The organism is Chryseobacterium sp. CBSDS_008, assembly GCF_049959325.1.
Lineage (GTDB): Bacteria > Bacteroidota > Bacteroidia > Flavobacteriales > Weeksellaceae > Chryseobacterium.
The window spans coordinates 3,252,600-3,269,022 of the sequence record NZ_CP188202.1; the positions used below are offsets into that span (position 1 = coordinate 3,252,600).

General features: G+C 37.1%; 16 protein-coding genes. 13 read left to right on the plus strand and 3 right to left on the minus strand.

What is annotated here, in order from left to right; all coding sequences use genetic code 11:
* The first annotated feature begins 57 nt into the window (after positions 1-57).
* The 9 genes from ACP3T3_RS14705 (at position 58) to ACP3T3_RS14745 (ending at position 7,823) form a co-directional block, all read left to right on the plus strand.
* A complete protein-coding gene (locus tag ACP3T3_RS14705) occupies positions 58-960 on the plus strand; it encodes an AraC family transcriptional regulator (RefSeq protein WP_426476575.1) in 903 nt (300 codons plus the stop codon).
* Between the two features lie 92 nt (positions 961-1,052).
* On the plus strand, positions 1,053-3,092 hold the full coding sequence (locus ACP3T3_RS14710) for a TonB-dependent receptor (RefSeq protein ID WP_426476576.1): 2,040 nt from the start codon (positions 1,053-1,055) through the stop codon (positions 3,090-3,092).
* 95 nt (positions 3,093-3,187) lie between these two features.
* A complete protein-coding gene (locus ACP3T3_RS14715) occupies positions 3,188-3,847 on the plus strand; it encodes a hypothetical protein (protein WP_426476577.1) in 660 nt (219 codons plus the stop codon).
* A 135-nt stretch (positions 3,848-3,982) separates the two neighbouring features.
* The gene (locus ACP3T3_RS14720) at positions 3,983-5,296 is read left to right on the plus strand and encodes a 2TM domain-containing protein (protein ID WP_426476578.1); all 1,314 of its coding nucleotides are present in this window, start codon (positions 3,983-3,985) and stop codon (positions 5,294-5,296) included.
* Positions 5,297-5,300: 4 nt separating this feature from the next.
* Positions 5,301-5,606 carry a 2TM domain-containing protein gene (locus ACP3T3_RS14725; protein ID WP_426476579.1) on the plus strand — a complete coding sequence of 102 codons (306 nt, stop codon included), beginning with the start codon at positions 5,301-5,303 and terminating at the stop codon, positions 5,604-5,606.
* A 120-nt stretch (positions 5,607-5,726) separates the two neighbouring features.
* The gene (locus ACP3T3_RS14730) at positions 5,727-6,296 is read left to right on the plus strand and encodes a methyltransferase family protein (RefSeq protein ID WP_426476580.1); all 570 of its coding nucleotides are present in this window, start codon (positions 5,727-5,729) and stop codon (positions 6,294-6,296) included.
* A gap of 122 nt (positions 6,297-6,418) precedes the next feature.
* On the plus strand, positions 6,419-6,712 hold the full coding sequence (locus ACP3T3_RS14735) for a 2TM domain-containing protein (protein WP_426476581.1): 294 nt from the start codon (positions 6,419-6,421) through the stop codon (positions 6,710-6,712).
* 31 nt (positions 6,713-6,743) lie between these two features.
* Positions 6,744-6,974 carry a 2TM domain-containing protein gene (locus ACP3T3_RS14740; protein ID WP_426476582.1) on the plus strand — a complete coding sequence of 77 codons (231 nt, stop codon included), beginning with the start codon at positions 6,744-6,746 and terminating at the stop codon, positions 6,972-6,974.
* Between the two features lie 105 nt (positions 6,975-7,079).
* The gene (locus tag ACP3T3_RS14745; RefSeq protein WP_426476583.1) at positions 7,080-7,823 is read left to right on the plus strand and encodes a LytR/AlgR family response regulator transcription factor; all 744 of its coding nucleotides are present in this window, start codon (positions 7,080-7,082) and stop codon (positions 7,821-7,823) included.
* A 298-nt stretch (positions 7,824-8,121) separates the two neighbouring features.
* Here ACP3T3_RS14745 and ACP3T3_RS14750 read toward each other — a convergent pair whose 3' ends face one another.
* Positions 8,122-9,018: a hypothetical protein gene (locus ACP3T3_RS14750; RefSeq protein ID WP_426476584.1), complete on the minus strand. Its 897-nt coding sequence runs from the start codon at positions 9,016-9,018 to the stop codon at positions 8,122-8,124.
* A gap of 137 nt (positions 9,019-9,155) precedes the next feature.
* Here ACP3T3_RS14750 and ACP3T3_RS14755 point away from each other — a divergent pair, with 137 nt between their 5' ends.
* Together ACP3T3_RS14755 and ACP3T3_RS14760 are read left to right on the plus strand one after the other, a co-directional pair.
* Complete coding sequence (locus ACP3T3_RS14755; protein WP_426476585.1) at positions 9,156-9,896, plus strand: glycine-rich domain-containing protein; 741 nt, start codon at positions 9,156-9,158, stop codon at positions 9,894-9,896.
* A 12-nt stretch (positions 9,897-9,908) separates the two neighbouring features.
* On the plus strand, positions 9,909-10,259 hold the full coding sequence (locus ACP3T3_RS14760; protein ID WP_426476586.1) for a hypothetical protein: 351 nt from the start codon (positions 9,909-9,911) through the stop codon (positions 10,257-10,259).
* Between the two features lie 152 nt (positions 10,260-10,411).
* Here ACP3T3_RS14760 and mnmA read toward each other — a convergent pair whose 3' ends face one another.
* Positions 10,412-11,599, minus strand: coding sequence for a tRNA 2-thiouridine(34) synthase MnmA (gene mnmA / locus ACP3T3_RS14765; RefSeq protein ID WP_426476587.1), 1,188 nt, complete (start codon positions 11,597-11,599; stop codon positions 10,412-10,414).
* A gap of 191 nt (positions 11,600-11,790) precedes the next feature.
* On the opposite strand from mnmA, the gene ACP3T3_RS14770 reads away from it, so the two are divergent.
* The gene (locus ACP3T3_RS14770) at positions 11,791-12,318 is read left to right on the plus strand and encodes a hypothetical protein (RefSeq protein WP_426476588.1); all 528 of its coding nucleotides are present in this window, start codon (positions 11,791-11,793) and stop codon (positions 12,316-12,318) included.
* 141 nt (positions 12,319-12,459) lie between these two features.
* Here the strand turns inward: ACP3T3_RS14770 and ACP3T3_RS14775 are convergent, their stop codons facing one another.
* Positions 12,460-14,997, minus strand: coding sequence for an ATP-dependent Clp protease ATP-binding subunit (locus tag ACP3T3_RS14775; RefSeq protein WP_426476589.1), 2,538 nt, complete (start codon positions 14,995-14,997; stop codon positions 12,460-12,462).
* Positions 14,998-15,321: 324 nt separating this feature from the next.
* On the opposite strand from ACP3T3_RS14775, the gene ACP3T3_RS14780 reads away from it, so the two are divergent.
* The gene (locus ACP3T3_RS14780) at positions 15,322-16,419 is read left to right on the plus strand and encodes a glycosyltransferase (RefSeq protein WP_426476590.1); all 1,098 of its coding nucleotides are present in this window, start codon (positions 15,322-15,324) and stop codon (positions 16,417-16,419) included.
* Positions 16,420-16,423 lie beyond the last annotated feature (4 nt).

The window sequence follows — 16,423 nt, forward strand, 5'->3', positions numbered from 1 at the left end:
TAAAAGACAACAAAATCCCGGGCCCGAAAAATATCTTTGTAAACTAACAACCTTGAATTGGAAGAGTATAAAAAACGGATTGTAAAAACAATTCAATATATTGATAATCATATTGATGCGGATTTGTCTCTGGAAAGAATTGCAACGATAAGTGCCTATTCACCGTTTCATTTCCACAGGATATTTAAGCTGGTCACAGGAGAAACTCTTCAGAACTATATTATCCGGAAGAAAATAGAAAAAAGTGCCCTTCATCTGGCGATGCATAAAAGTATGGAAATCAAAGAGATCTATTGGAATCTTGGGTTTTCAAGCCACTCAGCTTTCTGCAAAACATTCAAAAAACATTACGGTCTTGCACCCACAGAATTCCGCAGATCGGCTCCGGAAAAATTTCACAGGATTTTATCGGTACACAGCAAGAACGGACAAGTAGATACGGTTTTCAGCCAATACATTTGCAACATTGAAAACCTGTCAGACTGGACCAATATGAATTTAAAAATTGAAGTAAAAGAAATGCCTGAAATGCACCCGGCATCCGTAATGAGCCTTGGAATGGCCAATGTAGAACCTTCTTTCAACATCTTGATTGACTGGGCAAAAAAGAAAAACCTCTTTCCTCGGGAGAATCTTAAAATGATTTCAGTTTATCATGACAGCTGCAAGATAACCCCTCTTGATAAAGTAAGAATTCATGCCTGTATGCTTTTGGGTGAAAAACTGAGACAACAGGAAGGAGAAGTATTTCCCGAAACATTAGAGAGAGGGAAATACATTGTTGGAAGTGGCGAAATTACCCTCAACGACTTTGAACAGTGCTGGGTTTCTTTGTTTTTATGGATGAATGAGAACAATTACACTACCAGGAGAACTTTTCCTTACGAAATCTATCACTCCAACTTTAAAGAACATCCGGAAGGAAAGATGATCGTGGATTTCTGCATCCCGGTTCATTAATTACCATTCGGGAGCAAAAGAATGCCTTTCGGTAATAAATTTTTTACAGAAGGGTATTTCTTGTGCTATTTTTGATCCAGAAAACAATAAAAATGAAAACACAAGGACAAAACATACTGTTCCTGATTCTCTTTCTCACGTCCATCATGGGATATTCCCAGGTGAAAATATCGGGGAAAGTTTCCTTCAAAAATAAAGGCGTAGCGGAAGTAAACGTGACGCTGAAAGACACCTATGATGGGGCTACAACAGATGCTCAGGGGAATTTTACATTCGAAACTTCTGAAAAAGGAGCTCACATCATAACTTTTACCCATCCAAAATATGAAAATATTGAAAGAATGGTTACTATTGAGAATCAGGATATTTCTTTGAATATTGATCTTAAAGAACAGATCAGCGAAATAGACGCAGTAGTAGTTTCTGCAGGGTCTATTGAAGCCAGTGACAAGAAAAGGGCAACAGCATTACTTAGCCCGATTGATATTTATACGACAGCAGGAGCAGACGGACAGATTTCTTCAGCATTGACCTATCTTCCCGGAGTTCAGAAAGTAGGCGGAACAGAAGGCCTGTTCATCCGTGGTGGAACAGGAACCGAGTCTAAAATTTTTATGGACGGAAGCCTTATCAACAATTATTTTTCTAATTCTGTTCCGGGAATTGCAGGAAGAGATCAGTTCAATACGTCTCTTTTTAAAGGCAATATATTTTCAAGCGGTGGCTATTCTGCATTATACGGACAGGCTCTTTCAGGAGCATTGATGCTGGAAAGTGTTGATCTTCCGGATGAAAGTTCTTATAATATTGGAATATCACCTATTTTCGTAAATGCGGGATTTCAGAAGCTCGGAGATAATAAAAGCTATTCCTACGGAGCTACAGCGGGCTATTCTCTTTTAAGTCTGATGCAGAAAGTCTTTAATTTTAATACAGACTTTGTTGAAGCACCGCAGGGGCTTAACGGAGATCTGAATTTCAGGTTTAAAACAAAATCAGGAGGTTTTTTCAAATATTTTGGCATGTTCAATTCCAATAAAATGGGAGTAAGATCAGAAAGCCTTGAATCCGGATATGATTTCAGCCTGGTAAAGCTTAACGGTAAAAATACGTTTCATAATCTTTCCTTTAAACAGAAATTCGGCAAATACCTTCTGAATGTGGGTGGCTCTTACTCATACAACAGATCGGATCTTCATTTTTCTACAGAAACCAACGGCATTGAATCCAACAGAAGCGAACTTCTGACAGACGGAAATTATCTGAATTTCAAAGCTGTTCTTGAAAGAAAAATCAACAGAATCAGTGCGCTGAGAGGAGGTATTGAATTGAATAATACGGATGAAAACCTGAATTTTGAAGCGGTACAGAAACATTATAAAGATTTGATTTCTTACGCTTTTGTGGAAACAGATCTCGGATTCAGCAATGCATTGTCTGCGAAAATTGGAGTAAGAGCAGAACATTCTTCTTTTTTAGAAAAAGATAATATTGCCCCTCGTTTTGCCATTGCATACCGTCTTGCCAAAGACTGGACCACATCCTTAGCGTACGGACTTTTTTATCAGAATCCGGAAAGTAAATACATCAATGGGCCTGCAAATCTAGGTTTCCAAAAATCACAGCACTATATTTTTCAGGTTCAGAGAGCTTCAGAAGGCAGAACATTACGTTTTGAGGCGTTTTATAAAAAATATGACCAGTTGATCAAAACCTTCAATGTTACTCAGGATAAAGAACAGATTCAGACGGCTTTAAACAATGATGGATACGGATATGCAAAAGGGCTGGAGTTTTTCTGGAGAGATAATAAAAAAACATTTGAAAATATCGACTATTGGATCAGCTATTCTTATCTGGATTCAAAAAGAGATTTTCTGAATTACCCTGTAAGCCTGCAGCCAGGTTTCGCAGCTCAGCATACGCTTTCAGCAGTGGCCAAAAGATTTATTCCGGAATGGAAACTCGGGGTAAACTTGTCTTATACCTACGCAAAGGGGCGTCCTTATTATGATATTGCTTCTAAAACTGAAAATGGGGAAGTGATTAATTATACCCGGAATGAGGGACGGTTAAAAGATTATAATGAAGTTCAGCAGTCGTTCCGCCAGTCAATACTTTTGTCTTCATAGGAGCATTTATAAGCTTCGGAGTAGACAAAACAGATGATGCAATCAATAATAATTTATAAAAACATATCTTAGAACAAACATTTAAATTTAATATTATGAAAAAATATTTTTTAAGCTTTGCTTTAGCTTTGATGAGCTTAACAGCTTTTGCACAGGCAGATTACGACAAAATAATGTCTGAAAAAATAGCCAGAATAGAAGCCTGTAAAACAGCAGAAGATTTCCAGACCCTGGCCAATGACTTCCAGAGAATAGGAAGTAAGGAGAGCTCAAAATGGCTTCCGGCCTACTATGCGGCATTTTCTTATATCCAAAAAGGAAGAACGTTGATGAGAGACGGAAAAATGCAGGAATTGGATGCCATTGCAGATCAGGCTGAGAAGCATCTTTCAATGGCTCAGAACCTTGCAGGAGCAGATAATGCAGAAATACACCTGTTGAGAAAAATGTCTTACTCCCTGAGAATGATGGTAAACCCTGCCCAGCGTTATATGACAGATGGCGCAAGAGCTGCTGAAGAACTTAATATTGCAGAAAAATTGGAACCTTCGAATCCTAGAATTGCCCTGATTAAAGCAGAAGATGTCTATTTTACTCCTGAGCAGTACGGAGGGAGCAAAACCAAAGGACTGGAAATGTTTAAAGATGCTCAGGCAATGTTTAAAACATTTAAGCCTAAAACACCTTTAGATCCCAACTGGGGAAAAGGAGAAGCTGATTATTTCCTTAGCCTTCCGGAAGAAAAAGCTAAATAACCTTTACTATTTTACAAATCAACCTTCATTCGTGAAGGTTTTTTAATACCACTCAGAAAAGAAAATCTACCGTTCGGTAAGAATTAATTTTTGGTACCTTTAATAAAAACTAATTTTGAGTCAAGAAAACAGATCATGAAACGGAAAAACTTTATCGTCCTATTTTGGGTATCACTGGCAGTCTCCATGTTTTTCTTTTTCGCCTTTACTGACGAAAAGAATCTTGAAAACTTTCTGTATACACTCCTGATTTCTTTTATCTATTCTTTTGTGCTGGGAGGAGGAAACGGATTGCTGAACAGCTTTTTGAATAAAAAAGTTCCATGGTCGGAAGCAACTACCAAAAGAGCCGTTATAAGTATTATTTCTATTATTGTTGTCAATATTGTACTGGTTTATTTCTGTAATTATATCAATTTTGTGATCATCCAAAAAGCAGCGACTACAGAAGAGTATTTCCTGGGAAAATATAATTTTATTAATTGGTTTACCATCAATATTGCGTTGCTTATTTCAGCCTTCCTTCATGCCAAGAGCTTTATGGTAGAGCTCAAAAAGACCTCCAGGAAAGAAGTGGTGGAGCAGAAGCTTATTGCCAAATCCGCAAACGCCCAGTTTGAAAGTTTAAAGAACCAGCTGGATCCTCATTTTCTTTTTAATTCACTGAATGTCTTAAGCGCTCTGATTGATGAAAATCCAAGGCAGGCGCAGAAGTTTACCGCTTCAATGTCTAAGATTTACCGCTATGTGCTTGAACAGAAAGATAAAGAGCTCGTAACGGTAGAAGATGAAATAGAATTTGCGATAACGTATGGTGAGCTTTTGAAAACAAGGTTTGAAGACAGTGTAGATTTCACCTTTGATGTCGCTAAAGAAGATTACCAGAAATATGTGGTTCCATTGGCCTTACAACTGTTGTTGGAGAATTGTATCAAGCACAATTTTGCCACATCATCAAAACCTCTGATCATCAGAATTTTTTCAGATGGAGATACACTCTGCATTGAAAATAACCTTCAGGTAAGGGAACAGATCAAAGAAAGCTCAGGAATAGGTCTTGCCAATATTGTACAGCGTTATTCCCTTCTTACGGAACGAAATGTCTTTATAGAAAAATCTGAAGATCATTTTAAAGTAAAACTTCCGATGCTTTTGGCTAAGCCTTATATTTCCAGTGTCAAACATGAAGATGATTCTGCGGCATACATCCGTGCTCAAAAAAGAGTAAAAGAAATAAAAGGATTTTACAAAAATCTGATTTCTTACTGTACTGTATGTTCATTTTTAATTTTTATCAATCTATTTACAAACAGCAGAAGCCACTGGTTCTGGTTTCCGGTGCTGGGATGGGGAATTGGTGTTGCTTCCCACGCTTTTCAGGTATTTGGAGTAGGAGAATCATGGCAGGAAAAGAAGATCCGGGAAATTATGAACAAGCAAAAAAAATAAAACGATGGAATCATTTGACGAAAATAATATTGAATATCAGCGTGCCAGGAGACAGGTAGAAAGATTAAGGGGTTTTTACGGTCATTTATTCGCTTATGTTGCCGTGAATGCAATGATTGTTGTCTATAATTATATAAGTCTGAAGCCAGGTGAAAGCTATTTTCAGTTTAAAAACTTTTTTACGGCTATCTTTTGGGGGATAGGGCTTGCTGCACACGCTGTTACCGTTTTTTTACCCCGTGTTAATTTTATCAGAAAATGGGAAGATAGAAAGATTAAGGAACTGATGGATAAACAGAAAGATCATTAAAGACAAATTACATGAGAACGAAATCGCAAAAATGTAAATTGTTATTTCTTAGGCTGATACTCCTTTTTTGCTGTTCTCTTACACCTTTTACAGAATGATTAACTTAAAAACTTCCTGAAAATGAATACCTTATCAACCCTGTTCTACATTTCAATGGCTGCCTGGTTTTTCACTGAGTTCCTGTATAAAAACATGCTCAAATCCGGTAAAGAAGATAAAAAGGATAAAGATAAATCTACCCTGAATCTCTTATGGCTGGCCATCCCTTTTTCCATCATGACCTCAGTTTTTATATCCTACAATACCCGTTTTCCGATTGTGGATGGAAACTGGATTCATTATCTGGGTGAGCTTTTCATTCTTACCGGGATTATTGTAAGATATATAATTATCAGATCTCTTGGAAAATATTTTACGGTAGATATTACCATCAGGCAGGATCATAAAATTAAAAAAGAAGGGTTTTATAGGTATCTGAGACACCCTTCCTATGCTTTTTCCCTGCTCACATCTCTTGGGCTTGGTTTGTATCTAAATAACTGGCTGTCATTAATTTTTGCTTTTGTGCCTCCTTTTTTAGCTTTTGCCTACAGGATCAGAATTGAAGAGCAGGCTTTGGTGGAGCAGTTCGGGGAAGAGTATATTGAATACAGAAAAAGCACGAAGAAACTGATTCCATTTATCTATTAATGACAGACTTTTACCATTCGGATATCATTTTCTACCATTCGGTTATATAAAATTGATTTGAACCCCTTATCTGAGCTACCTTTGACTCAAGAAAAACAAATTAACCTTTAAAATAAAATATTATGGAAATTTTACCGAATAAAGAAACAATTGCTTACCGAAAAGCTTCAAAAAGAGTAAAAGAGCTGAAAGAGTTCTATGGAAACCTTACTTCTTATGGTATAGTTATTCCATTCTTGGCCATACTGAACCTTGTAACGGCTCCTGGATATCTGTGGTTTCTATGGCCTGCACTGGGCTGGGGAATTGGAATTGCATTTCATGCAATAAACGTATTTGGAATAGGAAAAAGCTGGGAAGAAAGAAAAATAAAGGAGCTGATGGAGAAAGAAGAAAAACAGATAAAAACATTCTAAAGAGCAATAATAACTAAAAATTTACACGATCATGGATTACGAAACTGCCTGTACAAGAACCCGCAACATCAAAAAATTCTATAGAAGCCTTTTTATATTTGCCCTGTTTGCTGTTCTTATCATTCCTGATGATATTTTTGGTGAAAAGATGATCCATTTTAGATGGTTTGACAGCTATATCTTCCTTGTGATCTGGGGATTTATCATCCTTACTAAAGCCGTAAAACTCTTTCTCTTTGATTCCGAATGGGAAAAAATATGATTGAAAAAGAACTCAGAGAAGAGAAAAAGCCGATAAATTATTAAAATCTGTCCGCTTTTTATCTAACTTTATTTCCTAAAATATGAAAACCAAAATTAAAGCTCAATGATCAAAACTGTCATTATAGAAGATGAAAAACCTGCTTCAAGGAAATTGGAAAGAATGCTGAGTAATTTTCCTGAAATTGAAGTAGTTGCCAAAATAGAATCCGTAGAAGAAGGAGTTGCCTGGTTTTCTGAAAACGAGCATCCGCAGCTGATCTTTTCTGATATTGTTTTAGGTGACGGACTGTCTTTTGATATCTTTGAGAAAACACCAACCAAAGGTTTCATTATCTATACAACAGCTTTTGACCAATATACCCTGAAAGCTTTTAAGCTGAACAGTATTGATTATCTTTTAAAACCCATTTTGGATGAAGATCTGCAAGGTGCGGTGGAGAAATTTAAATCATTTATTCCTGCCAACGATACGAATGGTTCTCAGGACATCAAGCAGTTGATCAGAAAAGAAAAATCCACCCTTTCCAGGGTTTTGGTTAAAATAGGCTACAACCTCAAAATAATACAGACTCATGAAATAAGCTGCTTTTTCAGTGAGAATAAAATCGTTTATCTTCAGACCGAAGGCCGCACTTATCCCTCAGATTTTACCCTTGATGAGCTGGAAGACGTTCTCGATGAGAAGAAATTTTTCCGTGTCAACAGACAGTTTATTATCAGCTCAGATTATATAAAAAATATTCATACTTCACCATATTACAAAGTAGATCTGGAATTTCAGCCCGAAGAGGAAATTACGGTAAGCAGAGACCGCGTAAAAGATTTTAAAGACTGGTTAGTCAGTTGATAAAGAGTAATTAAAAAACAAACACCATGGATCTTATATTAATATTTTTTAAACTGTTCCTTTCTATTTTTTATCCTCAAAATTAGGAAAATACAGTAAAAACCGCTGCCTACATTTTCCATTGGAGGGGCAGCACCGTATTTCTCCAATACATACGCTCAATCCGATTTGGTTTTGAATGGGTAAAATACTTCTGGACATAGAAGAAATAAATACAAACCCGAAAACTGCTATGGATCATGATATTATTGAGACAGCCTTTTTTTATAATGCTAAACTTCTGTATTTTTCTATTTAACTATCTGTAATCAATTCTGTTAGATTCGGTGTCTTCAAGCTGTTTAACAATAGATTCAGGAATTTCATCACTATCAATAGGAAAGCTGATAGAATCTGACATAAAATTTTTTCTGTCTGCTTTCCTGAAGATTTCAAACAGGGCAATCGGCTCCTGATTAAAGCTTATACAGGTGCTTATAAAGTGGATTTCGTGGAGCTTATAGTCCGGGTTTTTAAGCTTTTCTTTACTATCTTTTATTCTTGAAATGAAATGCCTCTGACGAATAAACGTATTGCTGTTCATGATGATAAACACATAATCCGAATAAGCGGTTACCTTTCCGAAATATTTATGATGATCCCCGCCGCTTCTTTCAATAAAATATTCTCCGGTGGTTTCCGACTTATAAATCTCCATAGCAGAACGCCATATGCGGTCTTCTTTTGCCATTAAAGGATTATCAGGAAGATTTCTGTTATAAGAATACCAGCAGCCTATTAAACGGTCTAAAAGAGCAGTGTTCAGATTAACATTATTCATATCAATCCTCAGATCATTGAAATTAAAGGCTTCCGTATTGGAGTTAATAAAATCTATGTAATTGGAATACCCTAAAACTTTGACAATTAGGCTCAATTTAGCAAGATTGGGTCTGCTTAAAACTGCATTTTCATTCTGTTTGAATTTCTTTAGTTTATTAATAATCAGATGTTCATACAGATAATTCGTTCCCAGAAGATCTGGTTCTTTTTTAATTTCTTTTTCAGAATGATCATTGATAATCAGTTCATTCAGTTCAGCGCTGATGTAGGACCATTCAGTTTTGGTAACATCTTCCCAATTGTTTTTCTTTAAAAATTGCCGGCTTAAGAAGTTCATCAGTTTCTCAAGATGCAGAATATCCTCCTTTTTCATCTGTTTATTTTTTGTGGCAGGCTTAATGCTTTTTATAAGACTAATTTAAGATTTATTTCAAACCAAAAAAGATTTTTACGAGACTTTTATATTTTTAAATCCATTGATATTTGAATAGAAAAACAAAATTTAAAACAATGGAAACAAAAATGTTAGTACAAGATGAATCCCTTTGGAACAGAATACAGGGATTTTCTATGGATGCTCCCGGCGTTGATTTTCCTTTCTCAAAAAAGCTCGCAAAAGAAGAAAGCTGGAGCCTTGATTTTGCAAGAAAAGCAATAGAAGAATATAAAAAGTTTGTGTATCTCTGCTGTATTCTTCCCAATGGCGCTTCTCCCAGCAAAATAGTAGATAAAGTATGGCATATGCATCTGATCTATACTCAGAACTATTGGGAAGATTTCTGCCCTCACATTTTAAAAAGACCGCTCCATCATCATCCTTCCAAAGGAGGATTTGCGGAGAAAGAAAAGCATCAGAACTGGTTTGAGGACACATTAGCCAGCTACCGGAAAGTATTTCAGCAGGAGGCTCCTGAAGAAATATGGAATGAGCTGAAGAAAAAAAGCAAAGTGCAATTGTGGATCAGAAAGATGGCTTTTTTTTCCCCGGTCTTTATTTTATTGCTGCTATTTTCATGTACAGAAGGAGATGGTTTTACAGGATTACTGGTTACAGCAGTGGTATTTGTAATTATTTTCATCCTTGGAGCAATAGGGTCAATCGTGGGAAATAACGAGGTTTCCGGTCCTAACAGAAAGGACAAGCAAAATAGTGACGGAGGAGGAAGCTGCGGCAGCTCTGGCTGCAGCGGAGGAGGAGGTTGTGGAGGCGGCTGCGGTGGTTGTGGAGGATGTGGTGGCTGTGGAGGATAAAAAATTATCACTATGAAAAAGGCCATCATTCATTCAGTTCCGGTTGTGATAAGCTTTATTTGGCTTGGGACGACCCATCAGACATTTAATCCGGTTATTCTTAAAGGACCAGAATTTTTGAAGTTCTATCTGATCCTGATTTTAGGATTCTATGTTTCGGTTTTTATGTTAAAATCCTTTGAAAAAGCTATTTCTAACACAACACTTTATATTGCAGGTTTTATTTTTTTACTGGGAATAATAAAGCTGATCAGAGGAGCAATGCTTGGGAAACCTATTGGATTTCTGGTTATGATTTTAATAGCAGAATGTATTGTGACAGTGTTTTTTATGTCAGGTCATGTCAATGAAAAGATAAAGTAACCCTATTATAAAAAACAAACCCGAAACAAAATGTTCCGGGCTTTATGATGTATTGTTGATCGTAAATGGGATAGCCATACTTTCAAATCGGAACGGACGTAAACCTCTTCTGGTATTGGTCCCGGAATATTGTATCCCGAAACCCAAAGTTCTTACGAAATCACGCCACTGCCGATAAGCTCTTCATCAATATACCATGAAGCAAACTGTCCTTCAGCAATAGCAGACTGAAGCTCATCAAATTCAATATAAAAAGCATTTTCAAACTGGTACAGCGTTGCTTTCTGTAAAGGCTGTCTGTATCTGAATCTGGCCATTACTTCCATTGATTCTCCATGCTGAAGCCTCATATCTTCGCGTACCCAGTGAAGTTCAGCATTATCAATTTTCAGTGCTTTTTTGTGAAGTCCTGGGAAATGACTTCCTTCTCCTACAAAAAGAATGTTGTTTTCCATATTTCTGGAGATGATAAAGCAGCTTTCTTTGTGTCCGCCTATTCCAAGACCTTTGCTTTGTCCGATCGTGAAAAACTGGGCTCCCTGATGTTTCCCTATTACTTTTCCGTCAGCTTTTTTATAATTGATTTTTCTTGATAAAAACTCAAGTTCTTCTTCTTTGGATGAGAATTCAGGTTTTTCTTCCGAAAATAAAGGAGAATCTTTGAAGATTTCTACAATTTCACCTTCATTGGGTTTCAATTGCTGCTGTAAAAATTGGGGAAGGCTCACTTTCCCGATAAAACATAATCCCTGGGAATCTTTTTTATCAGCCGTTACCAAACCGATTTCTTTTGCAATTTCTCTTACCTGTGGTTTTGTAAGTTCTCCGATCGGAAACAACGCTTTTGAAAGCTGATCCTGGCTTAGCTGACACAGGAAATAAGACTGATCTTTATTATTGTCTTTTCCGGCCAGAAGATGGAAAATTTCTTTACCGTTTTCATCAAAAGTGGAAGTTACCCTTGCATAATGTCCTGTAGCTACTTTATCGGCACCCAAAGACATTGCGGTTTTCATAAACACATCGAACTTCACTTCTCTGTTACACAGTACATCAGGATTGGGAGTTCTGCCTTTTTCGTATTCGGCAAACATATAGTCAACGATACGTTCCTTGTAAAGTTCACTCATGTCTATCACCTGGAAAGGAATTCCAAGCTTTTGTGCCACCATAAGGGCATCATTACTGTCCTCAATCCAGGGACATTCATCTTCTAATGTTACGGAAGCATCGTTCCAGTTTCTCATGAATAAGGCCACCACTTCATGGCCCTGCTGCTGCAGCAGATAAGCTGTAACACTAGAATCTACACCTCCGGAGAGGCCTACTACTATTTTCATTGTATTTTCAATTTTACGAAACTCTTAACGGGAGTTCTTAGTTTGATGCGGCAAAAATACAATTAATAAAGTCGTAAAAAAACCATAATTTTAAACATTGATAAAAACGATAGTAATTATAATGACCATCTTAATATGCTGATAATAAGTGATAGATGGATAAAATATCATCAAACAAAATATATCTAGATATGAAAAAGTTTATTATTTCTATGATGGTGATAAGCTCAGGATCAGTATTTTCCCAGGTTTCAGTAAGCACACCAGTACAGGAAAACAGCAAATGGACCTTCGGAGGAAGCATTGGGCTGGGATTTGGAAGCAACAGTGCCTTTAACCTTTCTGCTTCACCAAGAGTAGGTTACAGGCTTACGGATGATCTTGAAGGAGGAGTAGTGGGAACTGTCTCCTGGCAGACTTCAGATTATTATAAATCTACCATGTTCGGAGTAGGACCTTTTATCAATTACTATTTTGCCAGATCATTTTATTTGGGGGCAAATTACCAGCACTATTTTGTTGACTACAAGGATAAATACTATGATTACAAATATAATACGGAAGAAAATGCGCTGTACCTTGGAGGAGGATATATGCAGCGAATCGGGAATAATTCCTTTATGCAGCTGGGACTCATGTATAACGTACTTTGGAAAGAGAATTCCAGTGTATTTTCAAGTGGTCTGATCCCGAATATCGGTTTTGTGGTAGGACTTTAATGCCTGGTATATCAATAGAAACGGGCTTAGTCCGTTTAATCAGAGACCAAAATTCAGTCGTCTTTAGCCAAAATTAATAAAACAAAAAGCACCGGAAAATTTTCCGGTGCTTTTCTATTAAAATTAAATTTATTTATTCAATTACGATTGAGAAGATTTCTCAGCCGCTGATTTTTTCGTTTTCTGCGTTTTCCCGATCAATCCGTCTTTTGCCTCGTTAAGATCAAGAATTACGGTTTCTCCTTCGCTCAATTGCTTGTTTACCAGCATTTCTGCCAATAAGTCCTCAATATATTTCTGGATCGCACGTTTCAATGGTCTTGCACCGAAATCTTTATCCCATCCTTTTTCAGAAATAAAGTCTTTTGCTTCTTCAGTAAGCTCTACTTTATATCCTAATTTTTCAAGTCTGCCATAAAGCTTGTTCAGTTCAATATCAATAATTTTCTTGATATCATCCTGTACCAGAGAGTTGAAGATTACAATATCATCAATCCTGTTTAAGAATTCAGGAGCAAATGCTTTTTTAAGGGCATTTTCAATGGTACTTCTTGCTCTTGAGTCTGAAGTGGTTTTCTTCGCAGAAGTTCCAAATCCTACGCCGTCTCCGAAATCTTTAAGATCTCTTGTTCCGATGTTTGAAGTCAGAATAATGATGGTATTTCTAAAGTCAATCTTTCTTCCTAAGCTGTCCGTAACATGTCCTTCATCCAGAATCTGCAACAGAATATTGAATACATCAGGGTGGGCTTTTTCAATTTCATCCAAAAGAACTACCGCATAAGGTTTTCTTCTTACGGCTTCCGTCAGCTGACCACCTTCTTCGTATCCTACGTATCCCGGAGGCGCACCTACCAATCTTGACACCGCGAATTTCTCCATGTATTCACTCATATCAATTCTGATCAGAGACTCGTCTGATTCAAAAAGCTCTCTTGCCATTACTTTAGCCAGCTCGGTTTTACCAACTCCGGTTGTTCCAAGGAAAATAAAGGTACCGATAGGACGGTTAGGATCTTTAAGACCCGCTCTGTTTCTTTGAATAGCTTTCACTACTTTTTTCACAGCATCTTCCTGCCCGATTACTTTTCCGTTAAGCTTCTCATCCATCTGGGCAAGTTTGTCAAGCTCGTTCTTACCAACTTTCGTTACCGGAACGCCGCTCATCATAGAAACTACTTCCGCTACATTTTCTTCCGTTACGGTTTCTTTTTTCTCTTTTACATCCTTATCCCATTTTTCCTGAGCAGAATTCAGTTCCATCTGAAGACGTTCTTCTTCATCTTTCAGCTTTCTCGCTTCAAGGTAGTCCTGAGCTTTTACAGCCTTCTGTTTCAGTTCTTTAATATCTTCGATTTTCTTTTCAAAATCAATAATTTCCGTAGGAACTTTCATGTTTTTGATATAAACACGTGATCCTGCTTCATCCATCGCATCAATCGCTTTGTCCGGTAAGAAACGGTCTGTAATATATCTAGATGTCAGGTTGACACACGCCAGAATAGCTTCCGGAGTATAGATTACATTATGGTGTTCTTCATATTTATCTTTGATCTGATTCAGAATCTGAACCGTTTCATCAATAGAAGTAGGCTCCACCATTACTTTCTGGAATCTTCTTTCTAAAGCCCCGTCTTTTTCAATATACTGACGGTACTCATCCAGGGTCGTTGCCCCGATGCATTGAATTTCACCTCTTGCCAAAGCTGGTTTGAACATATTGGAAGCATCTAAACTTCCTGTAGAACTTCCTGCTCCCACAATCGTATGAAGCTCATCAATGAATAAAATGACATCCCTGTTTTTCTCAAGTTCTGTCATAATCGCCTTCATTCTTTCCTCGAACTGGCCACGGTATTTAGTTCCGGCAACTAAACTGGCCAGATCTAAAGTGATCACACGTTTTCCGTAAAGAACTCTCGACACTTTTTTCTGTTGAATTCTTAATGCCAGCCCTTCAGCGATAGCAGATTTACCAACTCCCGGCTCCCCGATAAGAAGAGGGTTGTTTTTCTTTCTACGCGATAAGATCTGAGAAACTCTCTCAATTTCTTTTTCACGGCCAATCACTGGATCCAGCTTTCCATCTCTAGCCAAAGAAGTAAGATCTCTACCAAAGTTATCCAATGTAGGTGTTTTACTTTTTGCAGAACCTAAATTTCCTGTAGGCTTTCTCATTTGCTCAAATTCTTCTCTCTCATCATCATCATCATAAGCACTCATCTGTGGTGCCTGTCCTGAATTTTTAAGCATCGTCTGGTATTCTCTTGAAACTCCCTCATAATCGATGTCATAAGCTCCCAGAATATTTGAAGTAGGATCCTCATATTTATAAAGAATACCTAAAAGCAGGTGAACGGTATTAATCTCATTGCTTTTATATTGTCGGCATTCTAACTCTGCACGTTTAATAGCATGATCTGCCATTTTAGTGAAAGAAATATTGGTAACCTCTTCAGAAATAGGATTAAGACTTGCTGTATTTAGAGTTTCAATTTTTCTTCTGATTTGTGTTAAATCCGCATTAAGGTTTTGAAGGATTTCTTTTGCAGAGTTTTCCGTTTTTATAATACCTAAAAGTAGATGTTCTGTATTAAGAAATTCACTTTTCAGCCTTTTAGCTTCGCTTTTGCTTTGTTTGAACACCTGGCTCAAACCTTGTGAAAACTTATAATCCATAATATATCTCATTAGAACAAAGGCAACATTACCTTTTATTCATTATCTAAATTACAAATATTTTACCAAAAACCAATTAATGACTTTATGGCAGAAAAAATTTTATTATCTTATTGAAAATGATTAAGTTTGTTATCCATAAATTTTCCCCATGAATCCTGAAGTTACCACTTACATCGGCTATTCTGCTTCTGTTTTTATTGTATTGAGTTTTTGTTCTGTCATTTATGGCTTCTTTAGCGACCTGCTATGGCCGGTTATCATCCCAAACGGGTTAATCTGCTTCATTCAGATCTATCATTTAATTCTAGGTAAGAAAGGTTGATGAGGAAAAAAATAATTACGTCCGCCTTTAGTAATCTGTATACCGACCAGCGGATCGAAAAGGTATGCAAAACCCTTTTTGACAGCGGCTATTCCATAGATCTGATCGGTAATGACTGGGAAGGGAATGAAAAAATGGATCGTCCTTATCCTTTTTCAAGAATAGCGCTGAAGTCCAAAAGCTTAAAGACGGCTTATTTTGAGTTCAACTGGAAATTATATAAAGAACTGAAGAAAAAAGCGGACAAAGATACGATCCTTCATGCCAATGACATTGACGCTCTTCTGCCAAATTATCTCATTGCCAGAAAACTGGACATCCCGTTAGTCTTTGACAGTCATGAAATTTTCACGGAAATGCCATCGGTTCAAAACAGGTTCTCCCAGAAATTCTGGAGAGTGCTCGAAAGAAAGCTGGTTCCTCACATGGAATTGATGATGACAGAAAGTGAAAGCTATGCCGAATGGTTTCATGAACAGTATAATGTCAATCCGGTGGTGGTAAGAAATATTCCCAGAAAGATCCTTTCTGCACCAGAAATTCCGGAAAATCATCCTAAAATTATTTTGTATCAGGGAGCGATTAATCAATCCAGAGGGATAGAAAAAATGATTGTGGCAATGCATCATATTAAAGATGCTGTCTTGAAAATAGCGGGTGACGGACCAAAGAAAAAAGAATATGAAGAGCTTGTCATTCAGCAAAAACTGCAGGATAAAGTATTTTTCCTGGGAAAGCTGAAACCGGAAAACCTCAGGGAAATAACCAAAACTGCTGATGCAGGATTCAGTCTCGAAGAAAACAACGGCGTAAGCTATTATTATTCACTTCCAAATAAGGTTTGTGACTATATTCAATCCAGAGTGCCGCTTGTAATGATCAATTTTCCGGAGATGCAAAGGATAAAAAAACAATTTGATGTAGGGGAAATTATTCCGGACCATAAGCCCGAAACCATTCAGAAAGCGATTAATCTGGTTCTTCAAAGAGGAAGACTGCATTATCAGAGTGAACTGAATAAGGCTGCAGATGTATTTTGCTGGGAAAATGAAGAAACAAAAATCCTGAAACTTTTTGAAAAAGCAGCCCGTAAATAATTTT

What these genes read in the sequence shown, in the direction of transcription:
- ACP3T3_RS14725 (WP_426476579.1), top strand. Translation starts at nt 5,301, where the DNA reads ATGGAATCATTTGACGAAAATAATATTGAATATCAGCGTGCCAGGAGA.
- ACP3T3_RS14760 (WP_426476586.1), top strand. Translation starts at nt 9,909, where the DNA reads ATGAAAAAGGCCATCATTCATTCAGTTCCGGTTGTGATAAGCTTTATT.
- mnmA (WP_426476587.1), bottom strand. Translation starts at nt 11,599, where the DNA reads ATGAAAATAGTAGTAGGCCTCTCCGGAGGTGTAGATTCTAGTGTTACA.
- ACP3T3_RS14770 (WP_426476588.1), top strand. Translation starts at nt 11,791, where the DNA reads ATGAAAAAGTTTATTATTTCTATGATGGTGATAAGCTCAGGATCAGTA.
- ACP3T3_RS14775 (WP_426476589.1), bottom strand. Translation starts at nt 14,997, where the DNA reads ATGGATTATAAGTTTTCACAAGGTTTGAGCCAGGTGTTCAAACAAAGC.
- ACP3T3_RS14720 (WP_426476578.1), top strand. Translation starts at nt 3,983, where the DNA reads ATGAAACGGAAAAACTTTATCGTCCTATTTTGGGTATCACTGGCAGTC.
- ACP3T3_RS14750 (WP_426476584.1), bottom strand. Translation starts at nt 9,018, where the DNA reads ATGAAAAAGGAGGATATTCTGCATCTTGAGAAACTGATGAACTTCTTA.
- ACP3T3_RS14735 (WP_426476581.1), top strand. Translation starts at nt 6,419, where the DNA reads ATGGAAATTTTACCGAATAAAGAAACAATTGCTTACCGAAAAGCTTCA.
- ACP3T3_RS14745 (WP_426476583.1), top strand. Translation starts at nt 7,080, where the DNA reads ATGATCAAAACTGTCATTATAGAAGATGAAAAACCTGCTTCAAGGAAA.
- ACP3T3_RS14740 (WP_426476582.1), top strand. Translation starts at nt 6,744, where the DNA reads ATGGATTACGAAACTGCCTGTACAAGAACCCGCAACATCAAAAAATTC.
- ACP3T3_RS14780 (WP_426476590.1), top strand. Translation starts at nt 15,322, where the DNA reads ATGAGGAAAAAAATAATTACGTCCGCCTTTAGTAATCTGTATACCGAC.
- ACP3T3_RS14715 (WP_426476577.1), top strand. Translation starts at nt 3,188, where the DNA reads ATGAAAAAATATTTTTTAAGCTTTGCTTTAGCTTTGATGAGCTTAACA.
- ACP3T3_RS14755 (WP_426476585.1), top strand. Translation starts at nt 9,156, where the DNA reads ATGGAAACAAAAATGTTAGTACAAGATGAATCCCTTTGGAACAGAATA.
- ACP3T3_RS14730 (WP_426476580.1), top strand. Translation starts at nt 5,727, where the DNA reads ATGAATACCTTATCAACCCTGTTCTACATTTCAATGGCTGCCTGGTTT.
- ACP3T3_RS14710 (WP_426476576.1), top strand. Translation starts at nt 1,053, where the DNA reads ATGAAAACACAAGGACAAAACATACTGTTCCTGATTCTCTTTCTCACG.